This window comes from Streptomyces sp. BBFR102, assembly GCF_051397025.1.
Classification (GTDB): domain Bacteria; phylum Actinomycetota; class Actinomycetes; order Streptomycetales; family Streptomycetaceae; genus Streptomyces.
In genome coordinates, this window is the sequence record NZ_CP195757.1 from 379,868 (window position 1) to 404,135 (window position 24,268).

Sequence of the window (24,268 nt, forward strand, 5' to 3'; positions counted from 1 at the left end):
CCGTGTCACCCGGCGGCAGCCGCAACAGCCCAAGGACAGCGCGGAGTCGGTGGCCGGCCGGCCACCCGCCGCCCACGCGCCCCCTCTCCCGCGAGCCCGCGGCCGGGGGGCCTCACTCCGGCCGGTGCAGGGCCACCGCGGCGGCCTCGGCCACCGCCTCGGCGACCAGTGCCAGGGCCGGCACGTCCAGCTTCCACTGCTGCCAGTGGAGCGGGACGTCGAGCCGGCGCTCGGGAGCGAAGCGGACGAGAGCGCCCGACCGGTACCGGGGCAGCGCCTGCTGTTCGGGCACCAGCCCCCAGCCGAGCCCGGCGGCCACCGCGTCGCAGAAGCCCTCCGGCGTCGGGACGTAGTGCCGGACGCCGCTCGCGCCCCGCGCGCCGCCGGTCAGTTCCCGGACGAAGGCGTCCTGCAGTTCGTCCCGGCGGTCGAAGACGACCACCGGGGCCTCGGGCAGGCTCTCCTCCAGCGGGCCCGAGGCGAGCCGGCGTGCGGCGAACTCCGGCTGGGCGGAGGGCAGGTACCTGGCCAGGCCCAGCGGGCGCACCGTGCACCCCGCCACCGGCTCCGTGGAGGAGGTCACCGCCGCCATCACCCGCCCCTCCCGCAGCAGGGTCGCGGTGTGCGCCTCGTCCTCGCGGTGCAGTTCGAAGCAGACGGGCAGTTCCTGGGGCACCCGGATCAGCGCGGGCAGGAACCAGGTGGCCAGCGAGTCGGCGTTCACCGCGATGGGCAGCCGGGCCGGGGACCCGTCGTCGGCCGTCCCGAGGTCGGCACGCACCTCTCGCTCCAGCGCCGCCAGCTGCCGCGCGTACCGGACGACCGCCTGCCCGGACTCGGTGGGCCGGGCCGGTTTCGTCCGCATCAGGAGCACCCGTCCGGTGCGCTGTTCCAACGCCTTGATCCGCTGGCTGACCGCGGAGGGCGTCACGTGCAGGGCCCCCGCGGCGGCGTCGAACGTGCCCTCGTCCACGACGGCGAGCAACGTACGCACCTGCTCGGACGGCAGATCCGTCATGGCCATCGGGCTCCTCCCACCCTTCTCGCTCCTCGTCCCTCTTCAGGAATGCTCATGGTACGTAAGAAACTTTAGCTCGACTGATGTCCGGCCGGTGCCTAACGTCGTCGGTATGACCAGCAGCTTCCTCCCCGCGGCCGCCGCCGGATTCGGCACCAGCCTGTCCCTGATCGTCGCGATCGGCGCCCAGAACGCCTTCGTCCTGCGTCAGGGGGTGCGACGCGAGGCCGTGCTCGCGGTGGTCGTCATCTGCGCCCTGTCCGACGCGGTCCTGATCTCCCTCGGCGTGGCGGGCCTGGGAGCCGTGGTCACCGCCTGGCCGCCCGCACTGACCGTCGTCGGCCTGGCCGGCGGCTGCTTCCTGCTCTGCTACGGCGCCCTGGCCGCCGTCCGCGCCCTGCGTCCGGCCGACGGACAGGGCCTGTCCACCCGGGGCTCCGCCGCGGGCTCCGTACGGGCGGCGGTCCTCACCTGCCTGGCCCTGACCTGGCTCAACCCGCACGTGTACCTGGACACCGTGCTGATGCTGGGCTCGATCGCCGCAGACCGCGGCTCGCTGCGCTGGGTCTTCGGCGCCGGGGCGATGCTGGCGAGCCTGGTGTGGTTCGCCGCCCTCGGCTACGGCGCCCGCCTGCTCAGCGGGGTGCTGGCCCGCCCGACCGCCTGGCGCGTGGTCGACTCCCTGGTGGCCGTCACGATGCTGGCGATGGGCGCGATGCTGCTGCTGCGTACGGCCTGATCCGGCTTCGGGGCGGGGGCCGGCACCGAGAACGATCCAGGTCCCCGGCGCTCCGGCCGGCCCTCCCCCTAAGGGGTGCGCCGGGCGTGCCGGTGGCCGACGGCGGGGGGCGTGGCGGAGCGCGGCGTCCCGCGGGGCGATCACCCCGTCGTGTCGGTTACGCTCCCCGGATGTCGTCCCCCACCACCGCACCGGTGGCCCCCGCGCGTTCTGCGGCGGTACGCCTCGCACGGCTGCTGACGGCGCCGTGGTCCCGGCTCTCCCTGCTGGTCCTGGTGCTGGTCTCGGCCGGGACGGCGGTGCTGGTCCTCGAACCCCAGCAGGTGCTCACCACGGGGGTTCCGGCGGCCTTCGGCACGGGGCTTTCGGCCCTGCTCTTCGCCGCCGGGTACGGACTGTGCACGGCCGCGTTCGTGCCCAGGCCGCTGCTGAACCTGGCGGCGGGCGCCCTGTTCGGCTCCGCCACCGGCCTGGTCGCGGCGGTCGCGGGGACCGTGATCGGCGCCGGGATCGCCTTCGGGCTCGGGCGGCTGCTGGGCCAGGAGGCGCTGCGCCCGCTGTTGCGCGGCACGTGGCTGAAGGCGGCCGACGGGCAGCTGAGCCGGCACGGATTCCGCTCGATGCTGGCGGTGCGGCTCTTCCCCGGCGTCCCGTTCGCCGCGGCCAACTACTGCGCCGCCGTCTCCCGGATGGGCTGGACGTCGTTCCTGCTGGCGACGGCGGTGGGTTCGGTGCCGAACACGGCGGCGTACGTGCTGGCCGGGTCGACGGCGGCCTCGCCGACCTCCCCGGTCTTCCTCGCCTCGGCCGGGTTCATCGCCCTCTCCGCTCTGGCCGCCTCGGTCTTCGCGTGGCGCGGACGGCACCGGCTCGGCGGGAACTGACCCCGCCACGGGCTGGCTCGATCTTCCCGGCGGGACGGGACGGGAGCGGGACGGCCGGGTTGGATGGGCCGTATGGATGACCTGGTGACGGACGACAAGCGGCGGACCGACTCCGCCGACCGGCGGCTGATGGCGGTCAACGAGGCGAACTGGGACGCCCGGACCCCCGTCCACACGGCGAGCGACTTCTACGGCCTGGCCGACGAGGCGCAGGCACTCGACCCGGCACGGTGGTTCGCCCCCTACGAGTGGGACGACCTCGGGGAGCTGGCCGGGCGGGACCTGGTCCACCTCCAGTGCCACCTGGGCACCGAGACGCTGGTGCTGGCGGGGAAGGGCGCACGGGCGACCGGTCTCGACCTGTCCGGTGCCTCGGTGGCGGCCGCGAGGGAGCTGGCGGCACGCCAGGAGGCCGGGCCGACGGCCGGGACCCGTTACGTTCAGGCCAATGTCTACGACGCCGTCGAAGCACTCGGCGAGGCCCGCTTCGACGTGGTCTACACGGGCAAGGGCGCCCTGTGCTACCTGCCCGACCTGGACCGCTGGGCGGCGGTGGTGGCCGGTCTGCTGCGCCCGGGCGGAATGCTCTACCTCGCGGAGTTCCATCCGCTGCTCAACTCCTTCGGGCCGACGCCGACCGCCGAGGCCGACGCTCCGCTGGTGCTGCGCCACGACTACCTGGCCGGACGGGGCGCGATCCGCCGGGACTCCGCGTACACGTACACCGACGGGCCGCCTGTGGAGGGGGCGACCGAGAGTGTGGAGTGGATGCACGGGCTCGGCGAGGTGGTGACCGCGCTGACCGGTGCGGGGCTGGTGATCGAGTTGCTCCGGGAGGACGAGGAGCTGCCCTTCCCGCGCTGGCCGGAAATGGTGCGCACGGAGTCGGGACGGTGGCGGCTGCCGGACGCGGCGCCGCAGATTCCGCTGCTCTTCGCGCTGCGGGCCCGGCGCCCGGCGGCGTAGTCCGGGTACGTCCACCCCCGCCCGGCGACGGCGGGGACGGGGACGGGGACGGTGACGGGGGCGAACTGCCTGATTCGAAGCGGCGGTTCGGGTCGCACGGCAGCCGTGCCGTCCAAGGACGACGGTGAAGGTGACGAGGAGCGGGCCCGGGCCGAGATCCGGCTGCCGCACGCGGAGCCCGGCACGCCCGCGCTCGAAGCGGACCGCTGCTGCACCGCCTGTCGGGCAGCGGGGCCTGCTCGACAGGCTGGGCGGCCTCGTCCCCGACAACGCGGGCAGCGAACAGACCGTCAACAAGCTGGCCGTACGGCACATCGGCGACACCGCGAAGGAGAGCGGCCCGACCGCCCCGGCCGAGTGGAACACCACCGGCACGCTGGAGGGACTGCCCACCTCGCCGGGCTTCGAGGAGGCCACCGTCGTCCACGGCGGCGGGTGAGGCCGGTGCGCCGCCCCGGCGGCCGGAAGCCGGACCCCGCCTGCCGGCGCGTCACTTTCCGTACGCCTTCCGGCCCACGACCCGCCTGGGCGGGCGACGCTCCCCGGCCACTTGACGGCGTTACGCTGCCCGGGCCGGGGGGAGCGATCCGGGGCATACCGCACCTTTCGCACCGACCGGCGCACGCCTGACGCCGCGTCGGGCGCCGCGAGCGGCCCGGGCCACGGGTCGCGCCCCGGCGGCCACGCGGCCCGGGCGGTCCTGCCCGCACCGCGACGGCGCCCCGGGAGCACCGGCCGCCGCGCACGACGCTCCCCGGACGGCCTGCCTTCCATGTCCTGGTTCGAATCCTTCATCCTCGGGCTGGTCCAGGGACTCACCGAGTTCCTGCCGATCTCCTCCAGCGCCCACCTGCGGCTGACCGCGGCCTTCGCGGGCTGGCACGACCCAGGCGCGGCGTTCACCGCGATCACCCAGATCGGCACCGAGGCGGCCGTCCTCATCTACTTCCGCAGGGACATCGCGAACATCGTCGGCGCCTGGTGCCGCTCGGTCGTCGCGCTGGTCCGTCGCGACGGCTCGACGCGGGGGAACCATGACGCCCAGCTCGGCTGGCTGGTCATCATCGGCTCGATCCCGATCGGCGTACTGGGGATCACGCTCAAGGACCAGATTGAGGGGCCGTTCCGGGACCTGCGACTGATCGCCACCACCCTCATCGTGATGGGCCTGGCGCTGGGCCTCGCCGACCGGCTGGCGGCCCGCGCCGAGGCCGGCGGCGGCCGGCACCGGGCAGGCGGCGGCAAGACCCTGCGCGACCTGGGCGTCCGCGACGGCCTGATCTACGGCTGCTGCCAGGCGCTGGCCCTGGTCCCCGGTGTCTCCCGCTCCGGCGCCACCATCAGCGGCGGCCTACTGATGGGCTACACCCGCGAGGCCGCGGCGCGCTACTCGTTCCTGCTGGCGGTGCCGGCCGTCCTGGCCTCGGGCTTCTACGAACTGCGCGACGCGGGCGAGGGGCACGTCGCATGGGGCCAGACCGTCTTCGCCACCCTGGTCGCCTTCGCCGTCGGGTACGCGGTGATCGCCTGGTTCATGAGGTTCATCACCACCCGCAGCTTCATGCCGTTCGTCTACTACCGGGTGGCGCTGGGCGTGCTGATCTTCATCCTGGTGGCGGCCGGGGCGCTGAGCCCGCACGCGGGCGAGTCGGCGACCTGAGACCCTTTCGCCCGTTTCGTTGGCTTATCGGGCGGTGTGCTGTCACACTCGCAGACGGGAGTGGGCACGTCCGGCCCGGCCGGTCCCGCCCTCGCGGAGCGCCCGCTCCGCCCGGCGGCGCCCTCCCGTCCGCACACGGTGAGGCGGCGAGTACGACATGATCCAGACAGCGCACGGGGGGACCCGATGACCACCACCGGCACCTCGCGTATGGAGATCACCGGCAACGCCCTGACCGGCGCGCCCTGCTGGGCGACCTTGCTGACCCACGACATCACCGCCGCCCGCGACTTCTACGGGCAGGTGCTGGGCTGGGAGTTCGCGCCCTCACCGATGGGCGAGGACTGGTCCACCGCGACCGCCGACGGCATCCCGGTGGCCAGTCTCGGTGCGGTCGACCCCTCGCTGCCCGTCGCCGTCGACTGGCTGGCGTACTTCGCGGTGGCCGACTCGAACGAGGCGGCCGGACGGGTGCGGGAGCGCGGCGGGACGGTGGCCATCGGCCCGGTCGACACCCCCTCCGGCCGCGCCACCCTGGCCGCCGACCCGACGGGCCCGACCTTCGGCCTCTGGGAGGGCCGGATGGTCGACGACTGGCAGCACTGGCGGCTGCGCCGCCCGTGGTGGCTGGTCCTGGAGAGCGCGGACCCGCTCGCCGCCGCCCTCTTCTACGGCGCGGTCCTGGACTGGGAGTACCGCGAGGGCGAGGACGCGGTGGGGTACGAGGACGACGAGATCGTGCTGCGCGACCACGGCCATGTGGCGGCCCGGCTCCGCCACCGCGACCCGCGGAACCCCGCGCTCCACCCGCGCTGGAACCTGATCTTCCCGGTCCCGGACGTGGCCGCGGCGGCACGCCGGGCGGTGGAGCTGGGCGCGGTGCGGCTGGCGGAGACCACGCCGGTGGCCGACGAGGGCGCGGTCCTGCGCGACCCGGACGGCGCGGTCTTCTCGCTGGCGCCCGGCTCGGCCGGCCGCTGACGCCCGCTCACGCCTCGGCGACCACCCGTACGGTGTCCAGCCCCGGGTCCGCCGCGTCCGGCACGACCATGCCCGCCTCGACCCCGGTCCGCAGGTAGCTCAGCACCGCGCGGCCCAGCCGCTCCCCGGGCAGCGCCGCGGGGATTCCGGGCGGGTACGGCGTGAGCATCTCGGCGGCCACCCGCCCTTCGGCCTCGCGCCAGGGGACGTCCGCCACGGCTCCGAAGAAGGCGTCCCTGGGCAGCATGACCTGCTCCAGCCTCAGTCCGTCCGGACCAGGCACTTCGACCGGCCGGTCACGGGGCAGTCCGGCCGCCTCGGCAGCGAGCCGGCGCAACCCGGCGAGCAGGGCGTCGGCGCTCTCCTCGTCGTCGGCGTGGGTGAGCTGTGCGTTGATCCTGCGGTGGTCCCCGAAGTGCAGGGAGAGACCCTGCGTCCGCAGGGCGTCCACGGCGCGGTAGCCGCTGATGCCGAGCCCGCTCACGTCGATGATCAGCTGAAGGGGGTCGAGGTCCACGGCCCGGCCCGGCCCGCAGAAGTCGTCCCGGCCGTGTACGTGGAGGCCGTCGGTCTGCGCCACCCGCGCCCGCACCGAGGCGGCCAGTTCCAGCGCGTCGTCGTAGAGGGCCCGGCCGTGCTGAACCATCTGGCGGCGCCAGCCGTCGAGCGCGGCGTAGAGCAGCACCGAGGAGCTGGTGGTGCCGAGGAGGTCCTCGCGGCTGCGCAGGGTGGCCGGGTCGACCAGGTCGCCCTGGAGGTGGAAGACGGAGCCCTGTTCCAGTCCCGAGCCCATCTTGTGGACCGAGGTCACGCAGACGTCGGCGCCCGCATCCATGGCCCAGGTGGGCAGGTCGGGATGGAAGGGCAGGTGCGCACCCCACGCCTCGTCCACGACCAGGGGCACCCCGTGGCGGTGGCAGACCTCGGCGATGGCGGCGAGGTCGGAGCAGGTGCCGTAGGGCGTCGGCGTGGTGACGAGCGCGCCGCGCGCCTCGGGGTGGCGGGCGAAGGCTTCCGCGTACGTCTCGGCGGCCGGGGGGTGCGCGAGGTGCAGGCCGGGGTCCCACTGCGGGTCGACCCAGACGGGGCGGATGCCGGCGAGGACGAGGCCGGAGACGACCGACTTGTGGGCGTCGCGGCCGATCAGCAGGGACTCGTGGGGGCCGGCGACGGAGAGCATGGCGGCCTTGACGGAGAGGGAGCTGCCGCAGGTGGAGAAGAAGGTGTGCTCAGCCCCCACCGCGTCGGCCATCAGCTCCTGTGCGCGCTGGAGGACGCGCCGGGAGGAGGTGCGGTCCTCCAGGCCGTTCATGGCGAGGAGATCACCGCGGAAGACGGCGTCGCCGAGGACGCCCCGCACCCGGGGGTCGGCGCCTTTGCCCTGCTTGTGGCCGGGCGGGGCGAAGGGGAGCTGCCGCTCGGCGTGGTAGGCGGCGAGGGCGTCGAGTACGGGTACTTGCTCATGGTCCATGGAGCGCGGATTCCCGGTTCGGGCCGACGGGAAAACGGCCGGCGTTCCCGTGAGGACCGGACGGGTCAACGGGGTACGCCTTCGGGGCGGGGCGCGAGGCGGAACCTGCCGCTCCGGCCGTGTCCCCGCCCGTCACCAAGAGCGGCCGGGCTACCGCCCGAGGCGGTGGTGCGACCGCTGGTTGGGTGTGCAAGGGGAAGGGCGGACGCACCGGTACCCCGGCCGGGCGGCCGGGGTACCGGTGTGCGGGAGCCCCTGACGGGGCGGTCAGCGCTGGGTGAACTCCGCCTCGGCCTCGAAGCCCGCGGCCTTGAAGTCCTTGACGACGATGTCGCCGACCTTGACCACGGTGCCGGCGGCCTTCCAGCCCTCCACCTCGAACTCGGCGCTGCCGCCGCCCTGGGCAGCGGCGGGGGAGGCGGCGAGGAGGGCGGCGGCACCGACGCCGGCCAGGGTGATCGCCATACGACGGATCATGGAACGCTCCACTTCTACGTAAGGGGTGTACTGAGCGTCACGTACGCTAATCGGCCTGCCACTCTGGGCCGGGGAGTGTGCGGTGCGGCGCGCTCCGGTTCCCTCGCTCGGCCGAAGCGTGCCGCCGCGGGCCCGCCGGAGCGCCGTGCACACGTCTGGGGCCTGTCCGGCGGACCTTCGTGGAACAGCCTGCGGCGTCCGGTGCGTGCTCTGGGCGTGCGCCCGGATCTCCCTCGTACGGGACGTACTCGGGTGATCCGGGCGTACGGCGAGAGGGCGTGCCGGGCGTCGCAGGCCCACGAAGACCCGCCGGACACTCCCTAGGCCCCGGCGCGCGAATGGCCGACACTGGGGTGATGACGCAGCGCGTGGAGCTCGCGACCGTTCTGGACCGTCTCGCCGTGGACACCCTGGTGACCGAGTACGCCCGCGCCGTCGTGGCCGGGGACCTGGAGGCGTGCCGTCCGCTCTGCGTGCCGGGGGCGGTCCTCGACGATCCGGTGCTCGACGGACGGGAGGAGCCCCAGGGGTGTGCCGCGCCCCGGCAGCGGACCCGGGGCGAGGTCCCCCGGCCGTACCAGCACCTGATCGTGAACCGCAGGGTGACCTTCGAGCGCCGCGACGGCGAGGTGGGCGACCTCGCCGTGGTGGACGCCGACTTCGTGACCCCCATGCGGGGCCACGGGCCTGGCCGCAGCGCCGACACCGTGCGGGGCGGCAGGTACCGCATGCGGGGTGTGCGCACCGCCGGGGGCTGGCGGCTCAGCGAGGTGGTGGCCGAGGCGATGTGGCAGGGCGGGGCGCCGTCGGCGGACCGGAGTTGACCTGGCGGCGTCGAGCCCGGGCCGCAGGCCGGGAACTGCCGCTCCGAGCTGCGGCCTCAAGGGGTGAGCCAGATGGTGGAGAGAGCGCCGTCCGGCCCCTGTTCACGCTGGCGGCGCGCGCCCGCCGCGCTCTCGCCGGAGCGCTGCCCGCACCGGTCATCCCGCTCCCAGCCGGCGGCTGCGCGCCGACCGCGCGGCGGGCCGCTCTGGTGGGCTGGCTGAGCGGGCTCGGCTTCCTGCCGGCGGTACACACCGGGTGAGGCCGGCCCGCAGGTCTTCACCCTGGCGCTCGCCGCGCCGCCGGGCTGGCCTGGGGCCGTGGGGCTGCCGGCCGACGCCCCACTCGCCGGCGCAGCACGCCTACGCGGCGAGCGGTGCGGGCGACGGGATCGGGCCGCCCCGCCGCCCACGCGGCACTCACCGGGGTGAGCGCCGTCTTCGACGCCGCCGGGCCGCCCGCCGCCTCGGCATCGGCTGCAGCACCGACGAGGCGTGCCGGGTCCAGCCCGCTTCCGGTCCGCCGCCCATGTGCGGTTCGGGGACCGGGCGGTCCACGCGGCGGTGGCGTGGCTGGTGGTGGCGGGCGGCACGGTCGCGTGGACCGCGGAAAGGGAAGCGCGCGGCCGTGTAAGGCCGATGGCGGTCCTACCCCGCCGTCTCCGCCTCGCGCACCACGCGCTCGCACAGTTCGTGGGTCTCCAGCGCGTCCCGGGCGTCGAGCGTCTCCCCGGCGCGGACGGCGTCGAGGAAGGCGAGGGCGGCCTGCTCGATGCCGCGCTGGCGCGGGACGGGCACCCAGTCGCCCCGGCGGCGCACGCTGGGCTGGCCCTTGTGGTCGACGATGTCGGAGATGTTGAGGACCTGGCGCTTGCTGTCCTGGCCGGAGACCTCCAGGATCTCCTCGGTGGAGCCGCTGAGCCGGTTCATCACACCGAGCGCGGTGAAGCCGTCACCACCGAGCTGGAGCACCGCGTGGTGCAGGAGCCCGGCCTCGGCCCGGACCCGGATGCCCACGTGGTCGACGGGGCCGGGGACCAGGAAGCGCAGGGTGTCGATCACGTGGATGAAGTCGTCGAAGACGAAGCCGCGCGGCCGCTCGGGGAGCCCGACCCGGTTCTTCTGGAGGACGATCAGGTCGCGGGGGTGCTCCAGGCACTGGAGGTAGGCGGGCGCGTACCGTCGATTGAAGCCGACGGCCAGCGGGACGCCGCGCTCCTCGGCCCGGGCGACGAGCCGCTCGGAGGCGGCGTAGTCGTAGGCGAGCGGTTTGTCGACGTAGGTGGGCACCCCGGCCTCGATCAGCCGGCCGACCAGCGACTCGTGGACCTCGGTCGGGGCGTGCACGAAGGCGGCGTCCGGGCGGGCGGCCAGCAGGGAGTCGAGATCCCGGTGGCACCGCTCTTCGGGCAGGTGGTACACGGCCGCCGTTCGGGCCAGCGTGGCCGGGGTGCGGGTCTGCAGGTGGAGTTCGACGCCGGGCTGGGCGGTCAGCACCGGCAGGTACGCCTTCTGCGCGATGTCCCCGAGTCCGATGCAGCCGACCCTCATGTGCCGCTCCCCGCGTCCTGGCGGCGGCCCTCCGGACGGGCGCCGCGCGCGGGGGAAGCATACGTGCGCTCCGGCGGCCGCCAGTCGGTGATCCCGGCGAAGGAGCGCAGTACGAGGTCGGGTCCGAGCCGGCCGGCCGTGGCGACCAGCGTGTCGCGCGCCCGCACCGCGAGTGCGGGACGCAGCAGGGTGAGCGCCCCGGCCTTCGCGGCCCGCGCGACGACGGCGCTGGTGCGCGGCAGCCGTTCGGCGCTGTACGCGGCGAGGTCGGCCCCTGGCGGGGTGCCCGGGGCGAGGTGGTGGGCGAGGACCACACCGTTCTCGATCGCCTGGTTGCCGCCCTGGCCGAGGTTGGCCGCAGCCCCTGCGCACGGCAGCCTCGCGCGCCGGGCGTCACCCGTGCGGGCCATCCTGCGGCCGGGCGGCGCGGGGACCGGCCTCGATGGGCCAGAGTGGCGCGCGTGCACCGAACCAGAACCGCCGCCGCGCTCCTGGCCACCGTCGCGGTGACCGCCGTCGCCGGCTGCGTCACCGTGGACCGGCCGCCCGGGGCGGGGTCGCCTCCCGGCCGCTCCCCCGCCACCGCGCCGACCGCCGCCGAGGAGCACGCCGAACCGCAGATCGAACGGTCCCCGGCCCGCGAGGCCCTGCGCAGGACCGGGGAGGACCCCACCGCCGCGGCGGCGCGTCCGCCGCGTCCCCAGCCCTCGAAGGCGGCTCCCCCGCCCCGACCGGCGGCCCCGCGCCCCGCGCCGAGGCGGCCTGGCCCGGCTCCGGCGCCCGCCGCCCCGCCCGTCCCCCGAGCCGAACCGCCGGCCCCGCCTCCCCCGGCGGACGCGGACGTCTGCGCCCTGGGACGGCAGTACGGCACGTGGCCGCCGGGCAGCCCCCCGTCGCGGATCTGCGACGACACCTACGGAGGCTGATCCGCTGTCGGATACGGGCCGCGAGCCGGCCCGGAGTTCAGGCGCCGCCCGCCTCTCCCTCGGCTCGGGGGCGCCCCACCGACCCCGCGGCCCCGCCGGCGGGCCCGTCACCCACCCCCAACTCGCGCTCCAGCCGCTCGATGCCGCCGAGCACCAGTCGCCCGTATGCGTCGTCGGCCAGGGCGTCGACCCGGGCGCGGGCCTGGCGAAGGTGGTCCCGGGCCGCGTCGGGACGACCGAGCCCGGCGTAGTCGGCGGCGAGGTTGAGATGGAGGGAGGGGTAGAAGCCGCGGACCGCGAGCGAGGCGTGGTGGGCGGCGACCCGGTCGTCGGTGAGCCCGTCGGCGGCCTCCAGCGCCAGCAGGTCCCAGCGCAGCTCCTCGGCCGGGTCCTGCTGGGTGTCGGCCATGTAGTGGGCGAGGGTGCAGCGGTGGAGGGGGTCCGCGTCGGGGCCGATCTCCTCCCAGAGGGCGGCGAACCGCTGCCCGGCCTCTTCCCGGTCCCCCGCGTGCTGCAGCATGGCGATCTGCCCGATCCGGGTCATCACCGGGTCCTCGGCCGCCTGCCCCTGCTGTTCCGCCACCGTTCCTCCGTCGTGTCGTCGGACGGCCGCCCGGCACCCGGCGACCGCCCTCGACGCTAGCCGCCCCCACCGACATTCCCGGCGCGCCACCGGGCGGGCTCGTCCGCACAGCGGTGTCGGGCGCACCGCCCGGGTGGACGGCGGCGCCCGTGCCGGGCCCGCCGGTCAGTTCGGTCCGAGATCCGGGATGCGCCAGTCGATCGGCTCGTGGCCCTGCTCGGCGACGGCCTTGTCGATCTGGGTGAAGGGCTGGGAGCCGAAGAACTTCTTCGCCGACAGCGGGGAGGGGTGGGCGCCCTTGACCACGGCGTGCCGCTCGGTGTCGATCAGCGGCAGCTTCTTCTGGGCGTAGTTCCCCCACAGGACGAAGACGACCGGGTCGGGGCGGTCGGAGACGGCGCGGATGACCGCGTCGGTGAACTTCTCCCATCCCTTGCCCTTGTGGGAGTTGGCCTCGGAGGCGCGGACGGTGAGCACCGCGTTGAGCAGGAGGACGCCCTGGCGGGCCCAGGGCATCAGGTAGCCGTTGTCCGGGACGGGGTGGCCCAGCTCCGCGTGCATCTCCTTGTAGATGTTGCGCAGGGAGGGCGGGGTCTTCACGCCCGGGCGCACCGAGAAGCACAGGCCGTGGCCCTGGCCCTCGCCGTGGTACGGGTCCTGGCCGAGGACGAGGACCTTGACCTGGTCGAAGGGGGTGGCCTCCAGGGCGGCGAAGACCTGGTCGCGCGGCGGGTAGACCGGCCCGCGGGCGCGCTCCTGCGCCACGAACTCCATCAGCTGCTGGAAGTAGGGCTTCTGCGGTTCCTCGCCGAGGACCTCTCGCCATGACTCGGGCAGCTGGGCGGTGTCGGTCACGTGGACAACCCTCCGGTGGTGCGGTCACGTATCACCGGAGAACCTACCGGCGCCCACCGACAGCCGTGCCCGCCGCCCGGCCCCTCCCCGGTCGTCGGGGAGGGGCGTCGCCCGGCTACCAGCTCTGCTTGCGGCTCAGCTCCCACATCATCATGATCGCCGAGGGGTCGAGGGCGCGTTCGGCGCCGGCGATCTCCTCGCTGGCGGCGAGGTACTGCTTGCCCTGCCACAGCGGCAGCAGCCGGGTGTCCTCCAGAAGGATCGCCTGGGCCTTCTCGAACTGCGCGGCGACCGCGCCCCGGTCGCTCTCCCGGCGCGACTGCGGCAGCAGCTCGTCGGTGATCTCCTTGGAGACGTACGGCGTGCTCAGCGCGTTGTTCTCACCGACGAACGGGGCGATGAAGTTCTCCGCGTCGGGGAAGTCGGGGAACCAGCCGCGGCCGAAGACGGGGTACTCGCCCTTGCGGTAGCCCGGTTCGAAGGTCTTCCACGGGCGGCCCTTGATCGTCACGTCGAAGAGTCCGGAGCCGTCCAGCTGCCGCTTCAGTTCCTGGAACTCCTTCTCGGTGGCCGAGCCGTACCGGTCGGTGGTGTACCAGAGCGTCAACGGGACGGGCTCGTTGATCCCGGCGTCGGAGAGGATCTGCGCGGCCTTGTTCTCGTCCGGTTTGCCGAAGCGGTCGAAGTAGCTGGTCGCGTGGCCGGTCAGCCCCCGGGGGACCATCGAGTAGAGCGGCTCCACGGTGTTTCGGTAGACCTTGTGGGCTATCGCGCCGCGGTCGACCGTCTGGGCGACGGCCTTGCGGACGGCCGGGTTCCTGGCCCAGGGGTCCTCGGGGTTGAAGACGAGGTAGCGGATCTCGGTGCCGGCCGTCTCGACCAGTTGGATGCCCGCCTTGCGGCTCTTCCCGTCGAGGGCGACGACGTCCTCGGCGGCGAGGCCGCGGAAGGTGATGTCGATCTCCCCCTTCTTCAGCGCCCCCACCATGGTGCCGGACTCCTTGAAGTACCGGATGGAGACGGCGTCGTTGCCGACCTTCGCCGGGCCCTTGTAGCCGGCGTTCCTGGCCAGGTCGGCGTGGTCCTCCGGCTTGTAGTCCTCCAGCGTGTACGGCCCCGAGCCGACCACGTCGTCGCCCTCGCGCAGCTTGTCGGCCGGGTAGGCGTCCGGGGAGACGAGCGAGAGGGCCGGGGCGGAGAGCACGAACGGGAAGGTGGCGTCCGACTTGTTCAGGTGGAACGTGACGGTGCGCTCGTCCTTGGCCTCGACCCGGTCGAGGCTGCCGAGCAGGCCGGCGGGGCCGCGCTTGTCGTTGATGGCGACGATGCGGTCCACCGAGTGCTTGACCGCGTCGGCGTCCAGCCCGGCGCCGTCCGAGAAGGTGAGGCCCTCGCGGAGGACGCACTCGTACGCCTTGTTCTGGGTGTCGATGAACCGGCAGCTCTCGGCGGCGTCCGGTTGCGGTTCGGTGGCTCCGGGCGGGAAGTTCACCAGGGTCTGGAAGATGTTCCGGTACAGCTCCCAGGAGCCGTCCCAAGCGGCGGCCGGGTCGAGGGTGGTGGGGGCGCTCATGGTGCCGACCACGATCTCCTGCTTCTCTTCCTCGCTGCTGAACGGCACCAGGCCGCAACCAGCCAGCAGGGAGGTGGATGCTGCGGCCGCCACCACACGCAGACGTCGATTCCGGTTGAACACGCGCTCACTCCTCGATCGGCCGTGCCAAGGGGGTTGGCGCACCCTACCGCAGGCCCCTGATGGCCCAAGTGCCTTGGTCCATCAGGGACTTGAAGCGTCGAACGTCCCGTGCGCGCGGCTTCGTCAGCCGACGCCCGCATTCAGGAAGATGCCTCCGTCGATCACGAGCGTCTGCCCGGTGACCCAGGCGGACTGCTCGGAGGTGAGGAAGGCGGCGGCTCCGGCGATGTCCGAGGGAACCCCGAGCCGGCCCAGCGGGTAGGCGGCCGCGGCCTCCTCCTCGCGCCCTGCGTAGAGGGCCTGGGCGAACTTGGTCTTCACCACGGCCGGGGCGATGGAGTTGACCCGCACCTTGGGCGCGAACTCGTGGGCGAGCTGGAGGCTGAGGTTGACCATGGCGGCCTTGCTCATGCCGTACGCGCCGATGAAGGGAGAGGCCGAGACCCCGGCGACCGAGGCGATGTTGACGATGGCGCCGCCGTTCTCCGCCTGCCACGCCTTGAACGTCTGCTGGGCGAAACCGAGCGCCGAGATCACGTTGGTCTCGAAGACCTTGCGGGCCACGTTCAGGTCGAGGTCGGCGATGGGGCCGAAGACCGGGTTGGTGCCGGCGTTGTTGACCAGGAAGTCGACGCGGCCGAACGCCTCCATGGTCCGCGCCACCGCCTCGGCCTGGTGGCCGGTGTCGTGGGCCTTGCCCGCCACCCCGATGACCCGGTCGGCGCCGAGCCGCTCCACGGCCTCCTTGAGGGTCTCCTCGGTACGGCCGGTGATGCAGACCCGGTCGCCGCGGGCGACCAGTGCCTCGGCGACGCCGTAGCCGATGCCCCGGCTGGCGCCGGTGATGAGGGCGACCTTGCCGCTGTCCTGCACAGTCATGGTTGTCGTCCGTTCTCTGCGGCGGGGGTCAGTTGAGCGGGCCGCCGGCCACGTACAGGACTTGGCCGGAGACGAAGCCGGCCGCGTCGCCGGTGAAGAAGGCGATGGCGTTGGCGATGTCGTCGGGGGTGCCGACGCGCTGGACGGGGATCTGGGTGGCGGCGGCGGCCTGGAAGTCCTCGAAGCCCATGCCGACGCGCTCGGCCGTGGCGGCGGTCATGTCGGTGGCGATGAAGCCGGGGGCGACCGAGTTGGCGGTGACGCCGAACTTGCCCAGTTCCTTGGCGAGGGTCTTGGTCAGCCCCTGGAGGCCGGCCTTGGCGGCGGCGTAGTTGACCTGGCCGCGGTTGCCGAGGGCAGAGGAGCTGGAGAGGTTGACGATCCGGCCGAACCCGGCGTCGACCATGTGCTTCTGCACGGCACGGCTCATCAGGAAGGCGCCCCGCAGGTGCACGTTCATGACGGTGTCCCAGTCGGACGCGCTCATCTTGAAGAGGAGGTTGTCGCGCAGGACGCCGGCGTTGTTGACCAGGATGGTCGGCGCGCCCAGCTCGGCGGCGACGCGGTCGATCGCCGCCTGCACCTGGGCCTCGTCGGAGACGTCGCAGCCGACGGCCAGCGCGCGGCCTCCGGCGGCGGTGATCCGCTCGACGGTGCCCGCGCAGGCGGCCTCGTCGAGGTCGATGACGGCGACGGCACGGCCCTCGGCGGCCAGCCGGACGGCGGTGGCGGCTCCGATGCCCCGGGCGGCCCCGGTCACGACGGCGACGCGCTGCTCGGTGGTGGACATGCTGTTCTCCTCGTCCTGGAAATCCTGGAACGCCCGCGAAGCCGCGGGACGCGGCCCCGGGCGACGGCCCGCCTCACGGGTGAGCGACCGCTTAGTACCTTCTCCTGGCGTGACGCTAGAAGCCCTGGCACCCGGTGTCAACGGCACGCGGAGAGCCGGACGAGGATCACAGCACGAGCTGCTCCAGCAGCCGGTCCGCCTCCGCCTCCGGGTCGTCGGTGAGCCCGGTGTGCACGGGCCCCGGCTGCACGACGGTGGAGCGCGGCGCGATGAGCCAGCGGAACCGCCTCCCGGCGTCGTCACCCGCGGCCTCACCGGCCGCGTCGCCGCCCGCGCAGAACCGCTCGACGGCGCCGAGGGCGGCCCGTACGCCGGTGGTGTCGGCGGCGGGGTCGAGGGCGGCGAGCCGGGCCTCGTCGAGATGGGTGCGGGCGGCGACCACGCCCCGGGCGCGGCAGTAGACGACCACTCCGGCGTTGATCAGCTCGCCGCGCTCGACGCGGGGCACGACGCGCAGTGTCGCGTACTCGAAGACGTCCTGGCCGGTGGTCACGGGCGGGGCTCCTCACCGGCGGCGGGGGCACGCCAGCCGTAGGGCGGTCCGGCCGGGGCGAGGCCGGAGGGGAGGGTGAGCCGGCCGAGAAGCCCCTCGGCGCGGGTCAGCAGGGTCTCGGCGTACGCGCGGCGGACGGCGTCCGGCGTCTCGAACCCCGGCTCGTCGGCGAGCCAGACGTCCGGGATGTCGGCGGTGACCGCGGCCAGCAGTTCCGGGGTGATCCACGGGCGCAGCTCGGCGTCGGCGGCGGCGACCTCGGGGGCGGAGGTGAAGGGGGCCAGGACGTGGTCGGCGCCGTCGTAGGGGCGCAGCGCGGACTTGGCCGCGGTGGGCCAGTTGTGGTGCCAGATCATCGTGGCGCCGTGGTCGACGAGCCAGAGGTCGCCGTGCCAGACGAGCAGGTTGGGGTTGCGCCAGGAGCGGTCGACGTTGCCCACCAGCGCGTCGAACCACAGGACGCGGGCCGCCTCGTCGGCGCGCACGGTGTAGGAGAGCGGGTCGTGGCCGAGGGCGCCGCTGAGGTAGGCCATGCCGAGGTTGAGGCCGCCGCTGGACTTGAGCAGGGCCTGCACCTGCTCGTCGGGCTCACCGAGGCCGAGGACGGGATCGAGCCGGACCGCCGCCAGTTCGGGGACGCGCAGGCCGAGGGCGCGGGCGAGCTGCCCGCAGACCACCTCGGCGACCAGGGTCTTGCGGCCCTGTCCCGCGCCGCTGAACTTGAGGACGTAGGGGGCGCGGTGGCCGTCCCCTTCCGCCTCGACCAGACCGGGGAGGGACCCGCCCTCACGCAGCGGCGTGATGTAGCGGGTCACGGAGACTTCGGTGAGCATGCGCCCACACTACGTGCGCCCCGGACGGCCCCCGCCGGGCCATGGGACCGGCGGCACCTCACCGCGCCCCCCGCACCGGAACCCGGCTCCGGGACAACGGGCGCTCCACCGGAGCCGGTCCGGCGACCGGGTCCCGCGCGTGCGCCGACCGGGGCGGTCGGGGGCGACGGGGTGTCATGGGGGAAGCCGGAGAAGGGTGAACTCCAGGCGTTCGGCGCGGTCTGCGCCCACGCGGGCTGCCTGGTCCCGGGCGTTCGGGACGCCCGCATCACCCGCGTCTGCCACGGCAGCCGCTTCGCCGCCCCGGCCGTCGCCCCGCTCGGCGAGGCCCCCTGCCCGGTCGACACCGCTGGATGCCGTGTCGGCCCTGGTCGGCGCGACCCTGGCGCCGCGCCCGGCCGACTCGCTCCCGGCCTCAGGCGTAACGCACCCCGCGCGGCGGCCGCACGGCGTCGGCCACGGCGTCGGCCAGGGGCTCGATGTCGTCCGGGGACAGCGGGGAGACGGTGATGCGGACGCCGGGCGGCGCACCGAGGCGGAACCGCGCCCCGGGGGCCGTCCCCCAGCCGGCGTGGAGCAGGGCGGAGACCGCGCGGGTCTCGTCGGCGACGGGCACCCAGACGTTGAGGCCGCCTGCCCCGCGCGCCTGGACCCCGCGCCCCGCCAGCGCCCGGACCAGCGCCTCGCGCCGCTCGTCGTAGGCGCGGGCCACCTCGGCGAGGTCGGGGGCGCCGGCCCGCCAGAGGGCGGCGACGGCCCGCTGGAGCAGCAGGCTCACCCAGCCGGGCCCGAGCCGCTGGCGGCCCCGGAGCCGGTCGAGTGTGACCGGGTCCCCGGTCACGGCGGCGACCCGCAGATCGGGGCCGTACACCTTGGCGACCGAGCGGACGAAGGCCCAGTGCGTGGTGGTGCCGGCCAGCGGGTGCGGCGGCGGGGCGACGATGCCGTGGCCGTGGTCGTCCTCGACGAGCAGCACCTCGGGGTGGGCGACGAGCACCTCGCGCAACTCCCGGGCCCGGGCGGCGGAGACGGCCGCGCCGGTCGGGTTCTGGGCGCGGCAGGTGAGCACCACGGCGCGCGCGCCTTCCGCCAGCGCCCGCCGGACCTCCTCGGGCAGCGGCCCCTCGTCGTCGACCGCGACCGGCAACGGCCGCAGCCCGAGCGCCGGGACGAGGTCGAGGAGGCTGCCCCAGCCGGGGTCCTCGACCGCGAGGGCGTCACCGGGCCGCAGGTGGGCGGCGAGGACGCGCTCGATGGCGTCGAGGGAGCCGGAGGTGGCGGCGAGCGGGCCGACCGGGACCCCGTCGGCCTCGAAGGCACCGCGTACGAGCCGGGCGAACCCGGCGTCCAGCGGCTCCTGCCCGTAGAGGACCGGCCGGGCGTCGGCGGCGCGGGCGGCCTCGGCGAAGGCGGGTGCGAGGGCGGGCAGCAACCGGGGATCGGGGTCACCGGTCGACAGGTCGCGGGCGCCGTCGGGCACCTCCACCCGGATCTGGTCGCGCGGCGTGGAGACCGGCCGGGCCCGGACGCGACTGCCGCGCCGCCCGGCCGTCTCGATCACCCCGCGCTCCCTCAGCAGGCGGTACGCGGCCGCGACGGTGTTCGGGTCGACGCCGAGCCGTTCCGCCAGCTCCCGCAGGGGCGGCAGCGCGTGCCCCGGCGGGAGCGCGCCGGTGGCGACGCCCCGTTCCACACTGGCGGAAATCTCGGCGGCACGCCGCCCGACGATCCGATACTCTCCTAGCACAAACCACATTATGCACTAGTGCAAATGGAGTTCGCCATGGCCACGCCGCAGGAGACCCCGGACCAGGGCGCGTACGTCCCCACCTCGCGCACCGTCCCCACCCGCTCACGCGACCGCGCCTCCTACGACCGGGAGACGGTCCACGCGATCCTCGACGAGGGCACCGTCTGCCACCTCGGTTTCGTGCGCGACGGCGCCCCGGTGGTCCTGCCGACCCTGTACACCCGGATCGGCGAGCACCTGTACGTCCACGGCTCCACGGGCTCGCGTCCCCTGCGCTCCGCCGGGGACGAGGCCGGGCTGCCGGTCTGCGTGACCGTCACCCACGTCGACGCCCTGGTGCTGGCCCGGTCCGCCTTCCACCACTCCCTCAACTACCGCTCGGTGGTGGCCCACGGCACCGCCCACCAGGTGACCGACCCCGCCGAGAAGGCCGCCGCCCTGGACGCACTGGTCGAGCAGGTACTGCCGGGCCGCTCGGCCGACTGCCGCCCCGCCGACGCCCGGGAACTGGCCGCCACCGCCGTGCTCCGCCTCGAACTGGCCGAGGTCTCCGCCAAGTCGCGCACCGGCGAGCCCGGCGACGACCCCGAGGACCTGGCGCTGCCGTACTGGGCCGGGCTGGTCCCGGTCGAGACCCGGTACGGCACCCCGGTGCCCGCCGCCGGCCTGGGCGCCGGCGTCCCGCTGCCCGGGTACCTCACGCCCGCGGGCTGAGGCAGGTACCGGGGCGGCACCGGATCAGGCGCCGCCCGCGGGCCACGTCAGCTGGCGGCCTCGGCGGCCACCCGCCGGGCGGCGGAGACGCCGCGCGTCTCGGCCACCGCCAGTCCGACCACGGACACCAGCATGAGGAGCGTCCCGGCCACCGTCGGCACCGTCAGTTCCTCCCCGAGCATGACCACCGCGATGACGGCCGCGCTGACCGGCTCCAGCAGCATGATCACGGAGACGGTCGCCGACCGGACCACGGCCGCCCCGGCGAAGTACAGGGCGTAGGCGAGGGCACTCGGGACGGCGGCGACGTACCCCAGGAGCCAGACCACGCGCAGCGGGTCGGCGCTCTGCGGCACCAGCCCCTCCCACAGGCCGAACGGCAGGAGGAGTACGGCGCCGACGGCGGACGGGTGGGACATGGTGTTCTCCGCAGATGGGGTGCAGCGAACGGTTCACGCCTGCGGGCGGCACTCGCCGCCCGGCGAGTGCCGGGCCACGACGTACGGGGACCGCCTCAGGCAGCAGGGCGGAAGGACGAGTGCACGGAGCGTGGGTCGCACGCTAGGCACGGTCGCGGGAGGCGGACAACTCCTCCACCACCGTCGGCGTCCCGGCCGGCCGGGACGCCGCGACCGGCCCCGCCGACGGAGCGGCCTGGGTGGAGGACTGGGCGATGAACGCGCCGAGCAGGACCACCGCGCCCCCGGCGATCTGCGGCGGGGAGAGGTGTTCGCCGAGCAGCACCCAGGCGAGGACCGTGGCCACCACGGCTTCCAGGCACGCTACGACCCCCGCGACGGCGGGCGACAGCCTGCGCACCGACAGCACCCCGGTCACGTAGGCGAGCACGGTGGCGAGCAGCACGATCCAGCCGAGCAGCAGGAAGGCGGCGACGGGCGTCCCGTCCATCCGCCCCGTACCGGCCAGCACGCTCCACTCCATCGACCAGGGCCGGGCGATCACGGTGAGCACCGCGGTCCCCACGAGCAGGCCGTACGCGATGACACCAAGAGGGTGGGGGGCCTCGTCGCCGGCGTCGCCGCCCCGGTCGGAGAGGACGAAGTAGCCGACTTGGCAGCAGGCGGCGCCGAGCGCCAGCAGGAGGCCGATCAGGTCGAAGCGCAGCCCGGCCCACACCTCGACCACGCAGGCGAGCCCGCCGACGGCGAGGACCACGCCGAGGGCGGCGGCCCGGGTCACCGGACGCCGCTGCACGAACCGCACCCAGCCGAGGACGAGTGCCGGCGCCAGGTACTCGACCAGCAGCGCGACGCCTACGGGGATGCGGGCGATGGCGGCGAAGTAGCACGCCTGGACGCCCGCCACGGCCAGCAGGCCGAAGCCGAGCAGCAACGCCGGCCGCCTGCGCGGCAGATCACGGTGGGTCCAGGCGAGCGGCAGCATGACCAGGGCGGCGCCGGCCACCCTCAGCCAGACGACGTGGAGCGGGTCCAGCCCCGCCTCGATGAGCGGTTTGGCGGCGACACCGGAGCCTCCGAAGGCCAGCGCGGAGACGAGGGCGAGGCCGAGTCCCGCGCCGCGGCCACCGAAGGGCCGAGAGGAGGACGGGGAGGTGTGGGCCGTGGGTGCGGGCGAAGCGGAGGAGGCTGACACGGGCACATCATGGCAGCCGAGATCAGGGGCGTCACCCCGTGGCGCTCCTTACCGCCGCGCGCTCGGGCGGTCCTGCGGCGAACCGAGTTCCCGCCGTAGCACGGACACGTCTATCGGACCGGCCCGTTCGCCGACGCGCGAGGGCAGGCCCTCCGCCGGAGAGCCCGGCTCCGCGTCGAGGCGGCGGCGCAGCAACTCCCGGTCGACGCCGGCCCGTTCCATCACCTGGACGGCCCGGCACCCGGGGTCGGCGACCAGACCGGCCAGCAGATCCGATCCGGCCGCGCGTCCGCCCCGGCCGTCCGCTCGGCGCCGGGCGGCGTCCAGCGCCTCGGCAGCGGCGGGCGACCAGCCGTCTGACCGGGCCATCGGCACGGCGCCGGAGTCCTCGACGGAGCCGTGCCACTTGAGCCCGTAGCCGATGTTCCGCTGGACGAGCAGGCCGAGGAGCTTCACCAGTTGTTCGCCGCCCTGTTCACAGGCGTCGACGGCCTCCCGGCTGGCGGGGTCGTGCTCCAGCAGCGCGTGGAGCAGGTGCGCGGTGTCGGCCTGGCCGTCGCCGTCCCGCTGGGCACGGCGGCGCGCTCCCGCCAGGGCGTTGGCCAGCTCGGGCCGCGGGGAACCGCCGGCCGGAGCGAGTCCGGGGGGCGGCATGTGGAGAGGGTGGTGCACACCCACCACCTCACCATTCGGGCGCTTCGTCCACATCCCCGGGGGGACGCATTCGGGCGTCCGACACAGGGTGGGCATGACGGAGCCGCCCCTCCTCCCTGCGGAGGAGGGGCGGCTCGGCGCGGGCGAGGGGCGCGCGGCGCGGCCCGCGCGCTCCCGAGGCGCGCCGCGAGGGGAGGCAGCCTTCATCGGCTGACCGTCTGCGGGGCTTGCGACAGGGGAGGATGGCCGCAGGCGGTGACAATCGCCCTGCCCGACGGGTCTGTAGTGTGCGGCCATGACAAGAAGCGAGCGGCTCGCGGAGCAGGTGGACTGGTACTGGCACAAGAACCTGCGGCCACGACTGGACGGCCTTACCGACGAGGAGTACTTCTGGGAGCCGGTGCGCGGCTGCTGGAGCATCCGCCCACGCGCCGCGTCGGCCGCACCGACGCTGGAAGGCTCGGGAGTATGGGCGCTGGACTCCGCGTCCCCCGCCCCGGTGCCCGCGCCTGTGACCACGATCGCCTGGCGGCTGGCGCACATCGTCGTCTCGTGTCTGGGCTATCGGGTCGCTTGGTACTTCGGCGGCCCGGACGTCGACTCCCGGACATTCGCCTATGCGGGGACCGCCGCCGAGGCGCTGGACCAGCTCGATGAGATGTACGGAAGATGGAACGCGGGGGTCCGCGAGCTCTCGGACGCCGACCTGGACGATCCGCCCACGGTGGGCCCCGAGCCGTATCCCATGGAGAACAGGGTCCTGCACGTCAACAGGGAGCTGATCCATCACGGCGCCGAGATTTCCCTGCTGCGCGACCTCTACCGCTGGCAGGACGGAGCCGGACCGCACCGAATATGACTTCCGGTACCGGCGATCGGGCTTCGGAAACCCGCGTGGAGTCCGTGACGCTCCGCGGCCACCGCCGCCGAGATGCCTCACGAGAACCATCACCAAGGCCAGGGGCCTCGCCCCACGGCCCCTCACACCAGAGCCCCGACGCCGGCGAAGGCCGAGGTCGTCGTCGGCGACCTCACCATGCCCGAGTCGCTCGACCCGGCGCTGGAGGGCGCCGGTGCCGTCTTCCTCGTCTGGACCGCCCCACCCGAGACCGCCGAGGCGGTCGTCGAGCGGCTGGCGTCCCACGTGCGGAGGGTCGTCTTCCTCTCCTCCCCGCACCGGACCCCGCACCCCTTCTTCCAGCAACCCAACCCCGTGGCGGTGCTGCACGCCGACATCGAGCGGCTCATCGCCGCCACCGGACTTGAGCCGACGCTCATCCGGCCGGGGATGCTCGCGTCGAACGCGGCGGGCTGGTGGGCACCTGCGATCCGGGCCGGCGAGCCCGTCCGGTGGCCCCACGGTGCCGCCGAGTCGGCCCCGGTCGACGACCGCGACGTGGCGGCTGTCGCCGCGCGGATTCTCGGTCAGGACGGCCACGCGGTCGGCGACTACGTCCTGACGGGCCCCGAATCACTGACCCAGGCCGCCCAGGTGAAGGTCATCGGGGACGTCCTGGGTCGCCGGATCGCGTTCGAGGAGACGACACCGGAGGAGTTCCGGCGCCGGTGGGAGAGTGCGGCGCCCCGCTCGGCCGCCGACATGCTGCTCTCCGCGTGGAACGCTGCCGTCGGACAGCCCGCCTACGTCACCTCCGCGGTGGCCGACATCCTCGGGACGGCGCCGCGGACCTTTCGCCGATGGGCCGCCGACCACGCCGCCGCGTTCACCGAGCGTCCCTGACCTCGCCCTCGTCCGGCGCCTGGGCTTCCGACGCGAGGGGTTCTCGCCCGCCTTCCAGGCGATCGACGGCGAGTGGCGGGACCACGAGCGCTGGGCCCTGACCTCCCGGGGA

26 protein-coding genes and 1 pseudogene are annotated in these 24,268 nt (G+C 74.5%); 11 read left to right on the top strand and 16 right to left on the bottom strand.

Annotated features, from left to right (window positions below):
* Positions 1 to 112: 112 nt before the first annotated feature.
* On the bottom strand, positions 113 to 1,024 hold the full coding sequence (locus ACSLIC_RS01750) for a LysR family transcriptional regulator ArgP (protein ID WP_436735904.1): 912 nt from the start codon (positions 1,022 to 1,024) through the stop codon (positions 113 to 115).
* Positions 1,025 to 1,130: 106 nt separating this feature from the next.
* Between ACSLIC_RS01750 and ACSLIC_RS01755 the strand changes: the two genes are divergently transcribed.
* The 6 genes from ACSLIC_RS01755 to ACSLIC_RS01780 all read left to right on the top strand — a co-directional run bounded on the left by ACSLIC_RS01755 (position 1,131) and on the right by ACSLIC_RS01780 (position 6,248).
* Positions 1,131 to 1,757: a LysE/ArgO family amino acid transporter gene (locus ACSLIC_RS01755; RefSeq protein WP_436735905.1), complete on the top strand. Its 627-nt coding sequence runs from the start codon at positions 1,131 to 1,133 to the stop codon at positions 1,755 to 1,757.
* A gap of 170 nt (positions 1,758 to 1,927) precedes the next feature.
* The gene (locus tag ACSLIC_RS01760; RefSeq protein ID WP_436735906.1) at positions 1,928 to 2,641 is read left to right on the top strand and encodes a TVP38/TMEM64 family protein; all 714 of its coding nucleotides are present in this window, start codon (positions 1,928 to 1,930) and stop codon (positions 2,639 to 2,641) included.
* Positions 2,642 to 2,713: 72 nt separating this feature from the next.
* Positions 2,714 to 3,607 carry a class I SAM-dependent methyltransferase gene (locus tag ACSLIC_RS01765; protein ID WP_436735907.1) on the top strand — a complete coding sequence of 298 codons (894 nt, stop codon included), beginning with the start codon at positions 2,714 to 2,716 and terminating at the stop codon, positions 3,605 to 3,607.
* A gap of 130 nt (positions 3,608 to 3,737) precedes the next feature.
* Positions 3,738 to 4,046, top strand: coding sequence for a hypothetical protein (locus tag ACSLIC_RS01770; RefSeq protein ID WP_436735908.1), 309 nt, complete (start codon positions 3,738 to 3,740; stop codon positions 4,044 to 4,046).
* A 333-nt stretch (positions 4,047 to 4,379) separates the two neighbouring features.
* The gene (locus tag ACSLIC_RS01775; RefSeq protein ID WP_436735909.1) at positions 4,380 to 5,267 is read left to right on the top strand and encodes an undecaprenyl-diphosphate phosphatase; all 888 of its coding nucleotides are present in this window, start codon (positions 4,380 to 4,382) and stop codon (positions 5,265 to 5,267) included.
* Between the two features lie 186 nt (positions 5,268 to 5,453).
* Complete coding sequence (locus tag ACSLIC_RS01780; RefSeq protein ID WP_436735910.1) at positions 5,454 to 6,248, top strand: VOC family protein; 795 nt, start codon at positions 5,454 to 5,456, stop codon at positions 6,246 to 6,248.
* A 7-nt stretch (positions 6,249 to 6,255) separates the two neighbouring features.
* Here the strand turns inward: ACSLIC_RS01780 and ACSLIC_RS01785 are convergent, their stop codons facing one another.
* Entirely contained in the window at positions 6,256 to 7,719 is a 1,464-nt protein-coding gene (locus tag ACSLIC_RS01785; protein ID WP_436735911.1) for an aminotransferase class I/II-fold pyridoxal phosphate-dependent enzyme, read from the bottom strand.
* A 267-nt stretch (positions 7,720 to 7,986) separates the two neighbouring features.
* Positions 7,987 to 8,196, bottom strand: coding sequence for a hypothetical protein (locus ACSLIC_RS01790; protein WP_436735912.1), 210 nt, complete (start codon positions 8,194 to 8,196; stop codon positions 7,987 to 7,989).
* A gap of 368 nt (positions 8,197 to 8,564) precedes the next feature.
* Here ACSLIC_RS01790 and ACSLIC_RS01795 point away from each other — a divergent pair, with 368 nt between their 5' ends.
* Positions 8,565 to 9,020 (top strand): nuclear transport factor 2 family protein, encoded by a 456-nt coding sequence (locus ACSLIC_RS01795; RefSeq protein ID WP_436740245.1) that lies wholly within the window; start codon positions 8,565 to 8,567, stop codon positions 9,018 to 9,020.
* A gap of 645 nt (positions 9,021 to 9,665) precedes the next feature.
* Here the strand turns inward: ACSLIC_RS01795 and ACSLIC_RS01800 are convergent.
* Together ACSLIC_RS01800 and ACSLIC_RS01805 are read right to left on the bottom strand one after the other, a co-directional pair.
* Positions 9,666 to 10,568 (bottom strand): Gfo/Idh/MocA family protein, encoded by a 903-nt coding sequence (locus tag ACSLIC_RS01800; protein WP_436735913.1) that lies wholly within the window; start codon positions 10,566 to 10,568, stop codon positions 9,666 to 9,668.
* Positions 10,565 to 10,978 (bottom strand): hypothetical protein, encoded by a 414-nt coding sequence (locus ACSLIC_RS01805; RefSeq protein WP_436735914.1) that lies wholly within the window; start codon positions 10,976 to 10,978, stop codon positions 10,565 to 10,567. Before ACSLIC_RS01805 ends, ACSLIC_RS01800 begins: the two co-directional genes overlap by 4 nt.
* Positions 10,979 to 11,029: 51 nt before the next feature.
* Here ACSLIC_RS01805 and ACSLIC_RS01810 point away from each other — a divergent pair, with 51 nt between their 5' ends.
* A complete protein-coding gene (locus tag ACSLIC_RS01810) occupies positions 11,030 to 11,494 on the top strand; it encodes a hypothetical protein (protein WP_436735915.1) in 465 nt (154 codons plus the stop codon).
* Between the two features lie 37 nt (positions 11,495 to 11,531).
* Here the strand turns inward: ACSLIC_RS01810 and ACSLIC_RS01815 are convergent, their stop codons facing one another.
* The 8 genes from ACSLIC_RS01815 to ACSLIC_RS01850 all read right to left on the bottom strand — a co-directional run bounded on the left by ACSLIC_RS01815 (position 11,532) and on the right by ACSLIC_RS01850 (position 19,430).
* A complete protein-coding gene (locus tag ACSLIC_RS01815; protein WP_436735916.1) occupies positions 11,532 to 12,077 on the bottom strand; it encodes a hypothetical protein in 546 nt (181 codons plus the stop codon).
* A gap of 165 nt (positions 12,078 to 12,242) precedes the next feature.
* On the bottom strand, positions 12,243 to 12,932 hold the full coding sequence (gene ung, locus ACSLIC_RS01820) for a uracil-DNA glycosylase (protein ID WP_436735917.1): 690 nt from the start codon (positions 12,930 to 12,932) through the stop codon (positions 12,243 to 12,245).
* 115 nt (positions 12,933 to 13,047) lie between these two features.
* Entirely contained in the window at positions 13,048 to 14,628 is a 1,581-nt protein-coding gene (locus ACSLIC_RS01825; RefSeq protein WP_436735918.1) for an ABC transporter substrate-binding protein, read from the bottom strand.
* A gap of 123 nt (positions 14,629 to 14,751) precedes the next feature.
* Positions 14,752 to 15,507: an SDR family oxidoreductase gene (locus ACSLIC_RS01830; RefSeq protein ID WP_436735919.1), complete on the bottom strand. Its 756-nt coding sequence runs from the start codon at positions 15,505 to 15,507 to the stop codon at positions 14,752 to 14,754.
* 28 nt (positions 15,508 to 15,535) lie between these two features.
* Positions 15,536 to 16,297, bottom strand: coding sequence for a 3-oxoacyl-ACP reductase FabG (gene fabG / locus ACSLIC_RS01835; protein ID WP_436735920.1), 762 nt, complete (start codon positions 16,295 to 16,297; stop codon positions 15,536 to 15,538).
* 166 nt (positions 16,298 to 16,463) lie between these two features.
* Positions 16,464 to 16,850, bottom strand: coding sequence for a DUF3037 domain-containing protein (locus tag ACSLIC_RS01840; protein WP_436735921.1), 387 nt, complete (start codon positions 16,848 to 16,850; stop codon positions 16,464 to 16,466).
* A complete protein-coding gene (locus tag ACSLIC_RS01845) occupies positions 16,847 to 17,683 on the bottom strand; it encodes a HipA family kinase (RefSeq protein WP_436735922.1) in 837 nt (278 codons plus the stop codon). Before ACSLIC_RS01845 ends, ACSLIC_RS01840 begins: the two co-directional genes overlap by 4 nt.
* A gap of 415 nt (positions 17,684 to 18,098) precedes the next feature.
* Positions 18,099 to 19,430 (bottom strand): aminotransferase class I/II-fold pyridoxal phosphate-dependent enzyme, encoded by a 1,332-nt coding sequence (locus ACSLIC_RS01850; protein WP_436735923.1) that lies wholly within the window; start codon positions 19,428 to 19,430, stop codon positions 18,099 to 18,101.
* 36 nt (positions 19,431 to 19,466) lie between these two features.
* Here ACSLIC_RS01850 and ACSLIC_RS01855 point away from each other — a divergent pair, with 36 nt between their 5' ends.
* Positions 19,467 to 20,147: a pyridoxamine 5'-phosphate oxidase family protein gene (locus ACSLIC_RS01855; RefSeq protein ID WP_436735924.1), complete on the top strand. Its 681-nt coding sequence runs from the start codon at positions 19,467 to 19,469 to the stop codon at positions 20,145 to 20,147.
* Between the two features lie 47 nt (positions 20,148 to 20,194).
* On the opposite strand, the pseudogene ACSLIC_RS01860 reads toward ACSLIC_RS01855, so the two are convergent.
* The 3 genes and pseudogenes from ACSLIC_RS01860 to ACSLIC_RS01870 form a co-directional block, all read right to left on the bottom strand.
* Positions 20,195 to 20,554, bottom strand: a pseudogene (locus tag ACSLIC_RS01860) (EamA family transporter); the annotation flags it as partial.
* A 154-nt stretch (positions 20,555 to 20,708) separates the two neighbouring features.
* On the bottom strand, positions 20,709 to 21,761 hold the full coding sequence (locus ACSLIC_RS01865; protein ID WP_436735925.1) for an EamA family transporter: 1,053 nt from the start codon (positions 21,759 to 21,761) through the stop codon (positions 20,709 to 20,711).
* A 48-nt stretch (positions 21,762 to 21,809) separates the two neighbouring features.
* Positions 21,810 to 22,433 carry a Clp protease N-terminal domain-containing protein gene (locus tag ACSLIC_RS01870; protein WP_436735926.1) on the bottom strand — a complete coding sequence of 208 codons (624 nt, stop codon included), beginning with the start codon at positions 22,431 to 22,433 and terminating at the stop codon, positions 21,810 to 21,812.
* A 277-nt stretch (positions 22,434 to 22,710) separates the two neighbouring features.
* On the opposite strand from ACSLIC_RS01870, the gene ACSLIC_RS01875 reads away from it, so the two are divergent.
* Both ACSLIC_RS01875 and ACSLIC_RS01880 read left to right on the top strand, forming a co-directional pair.
* Positions 22,711 to 23,274, top strand: a complete 564-nt coding sequence (locus tag ACSLIC_RS01875) for a DinB family protein (protein WP_436735927.1) — start codon at positions 22,711 to 22,713, stop codon at positions 23,272 to 23,274.
* A 72-nt stretch (positions 23,275 to 23,346) separates the two neighbouring features.
* Positions 23,347 to 24,156 (top strand): NAD(P)H-binding protein, encoded by an 810-nt coding sequence (locus ACSLIC_RS01880; protein WP_436735928.1) that lies wholly within the window; start codon positions 23,347 to 23,349, stop codon positions 24,154 to 24,156.
* The last annotated feature ends 112 nt before the right edge of the window (positions 24,157 to 24,268 follow it).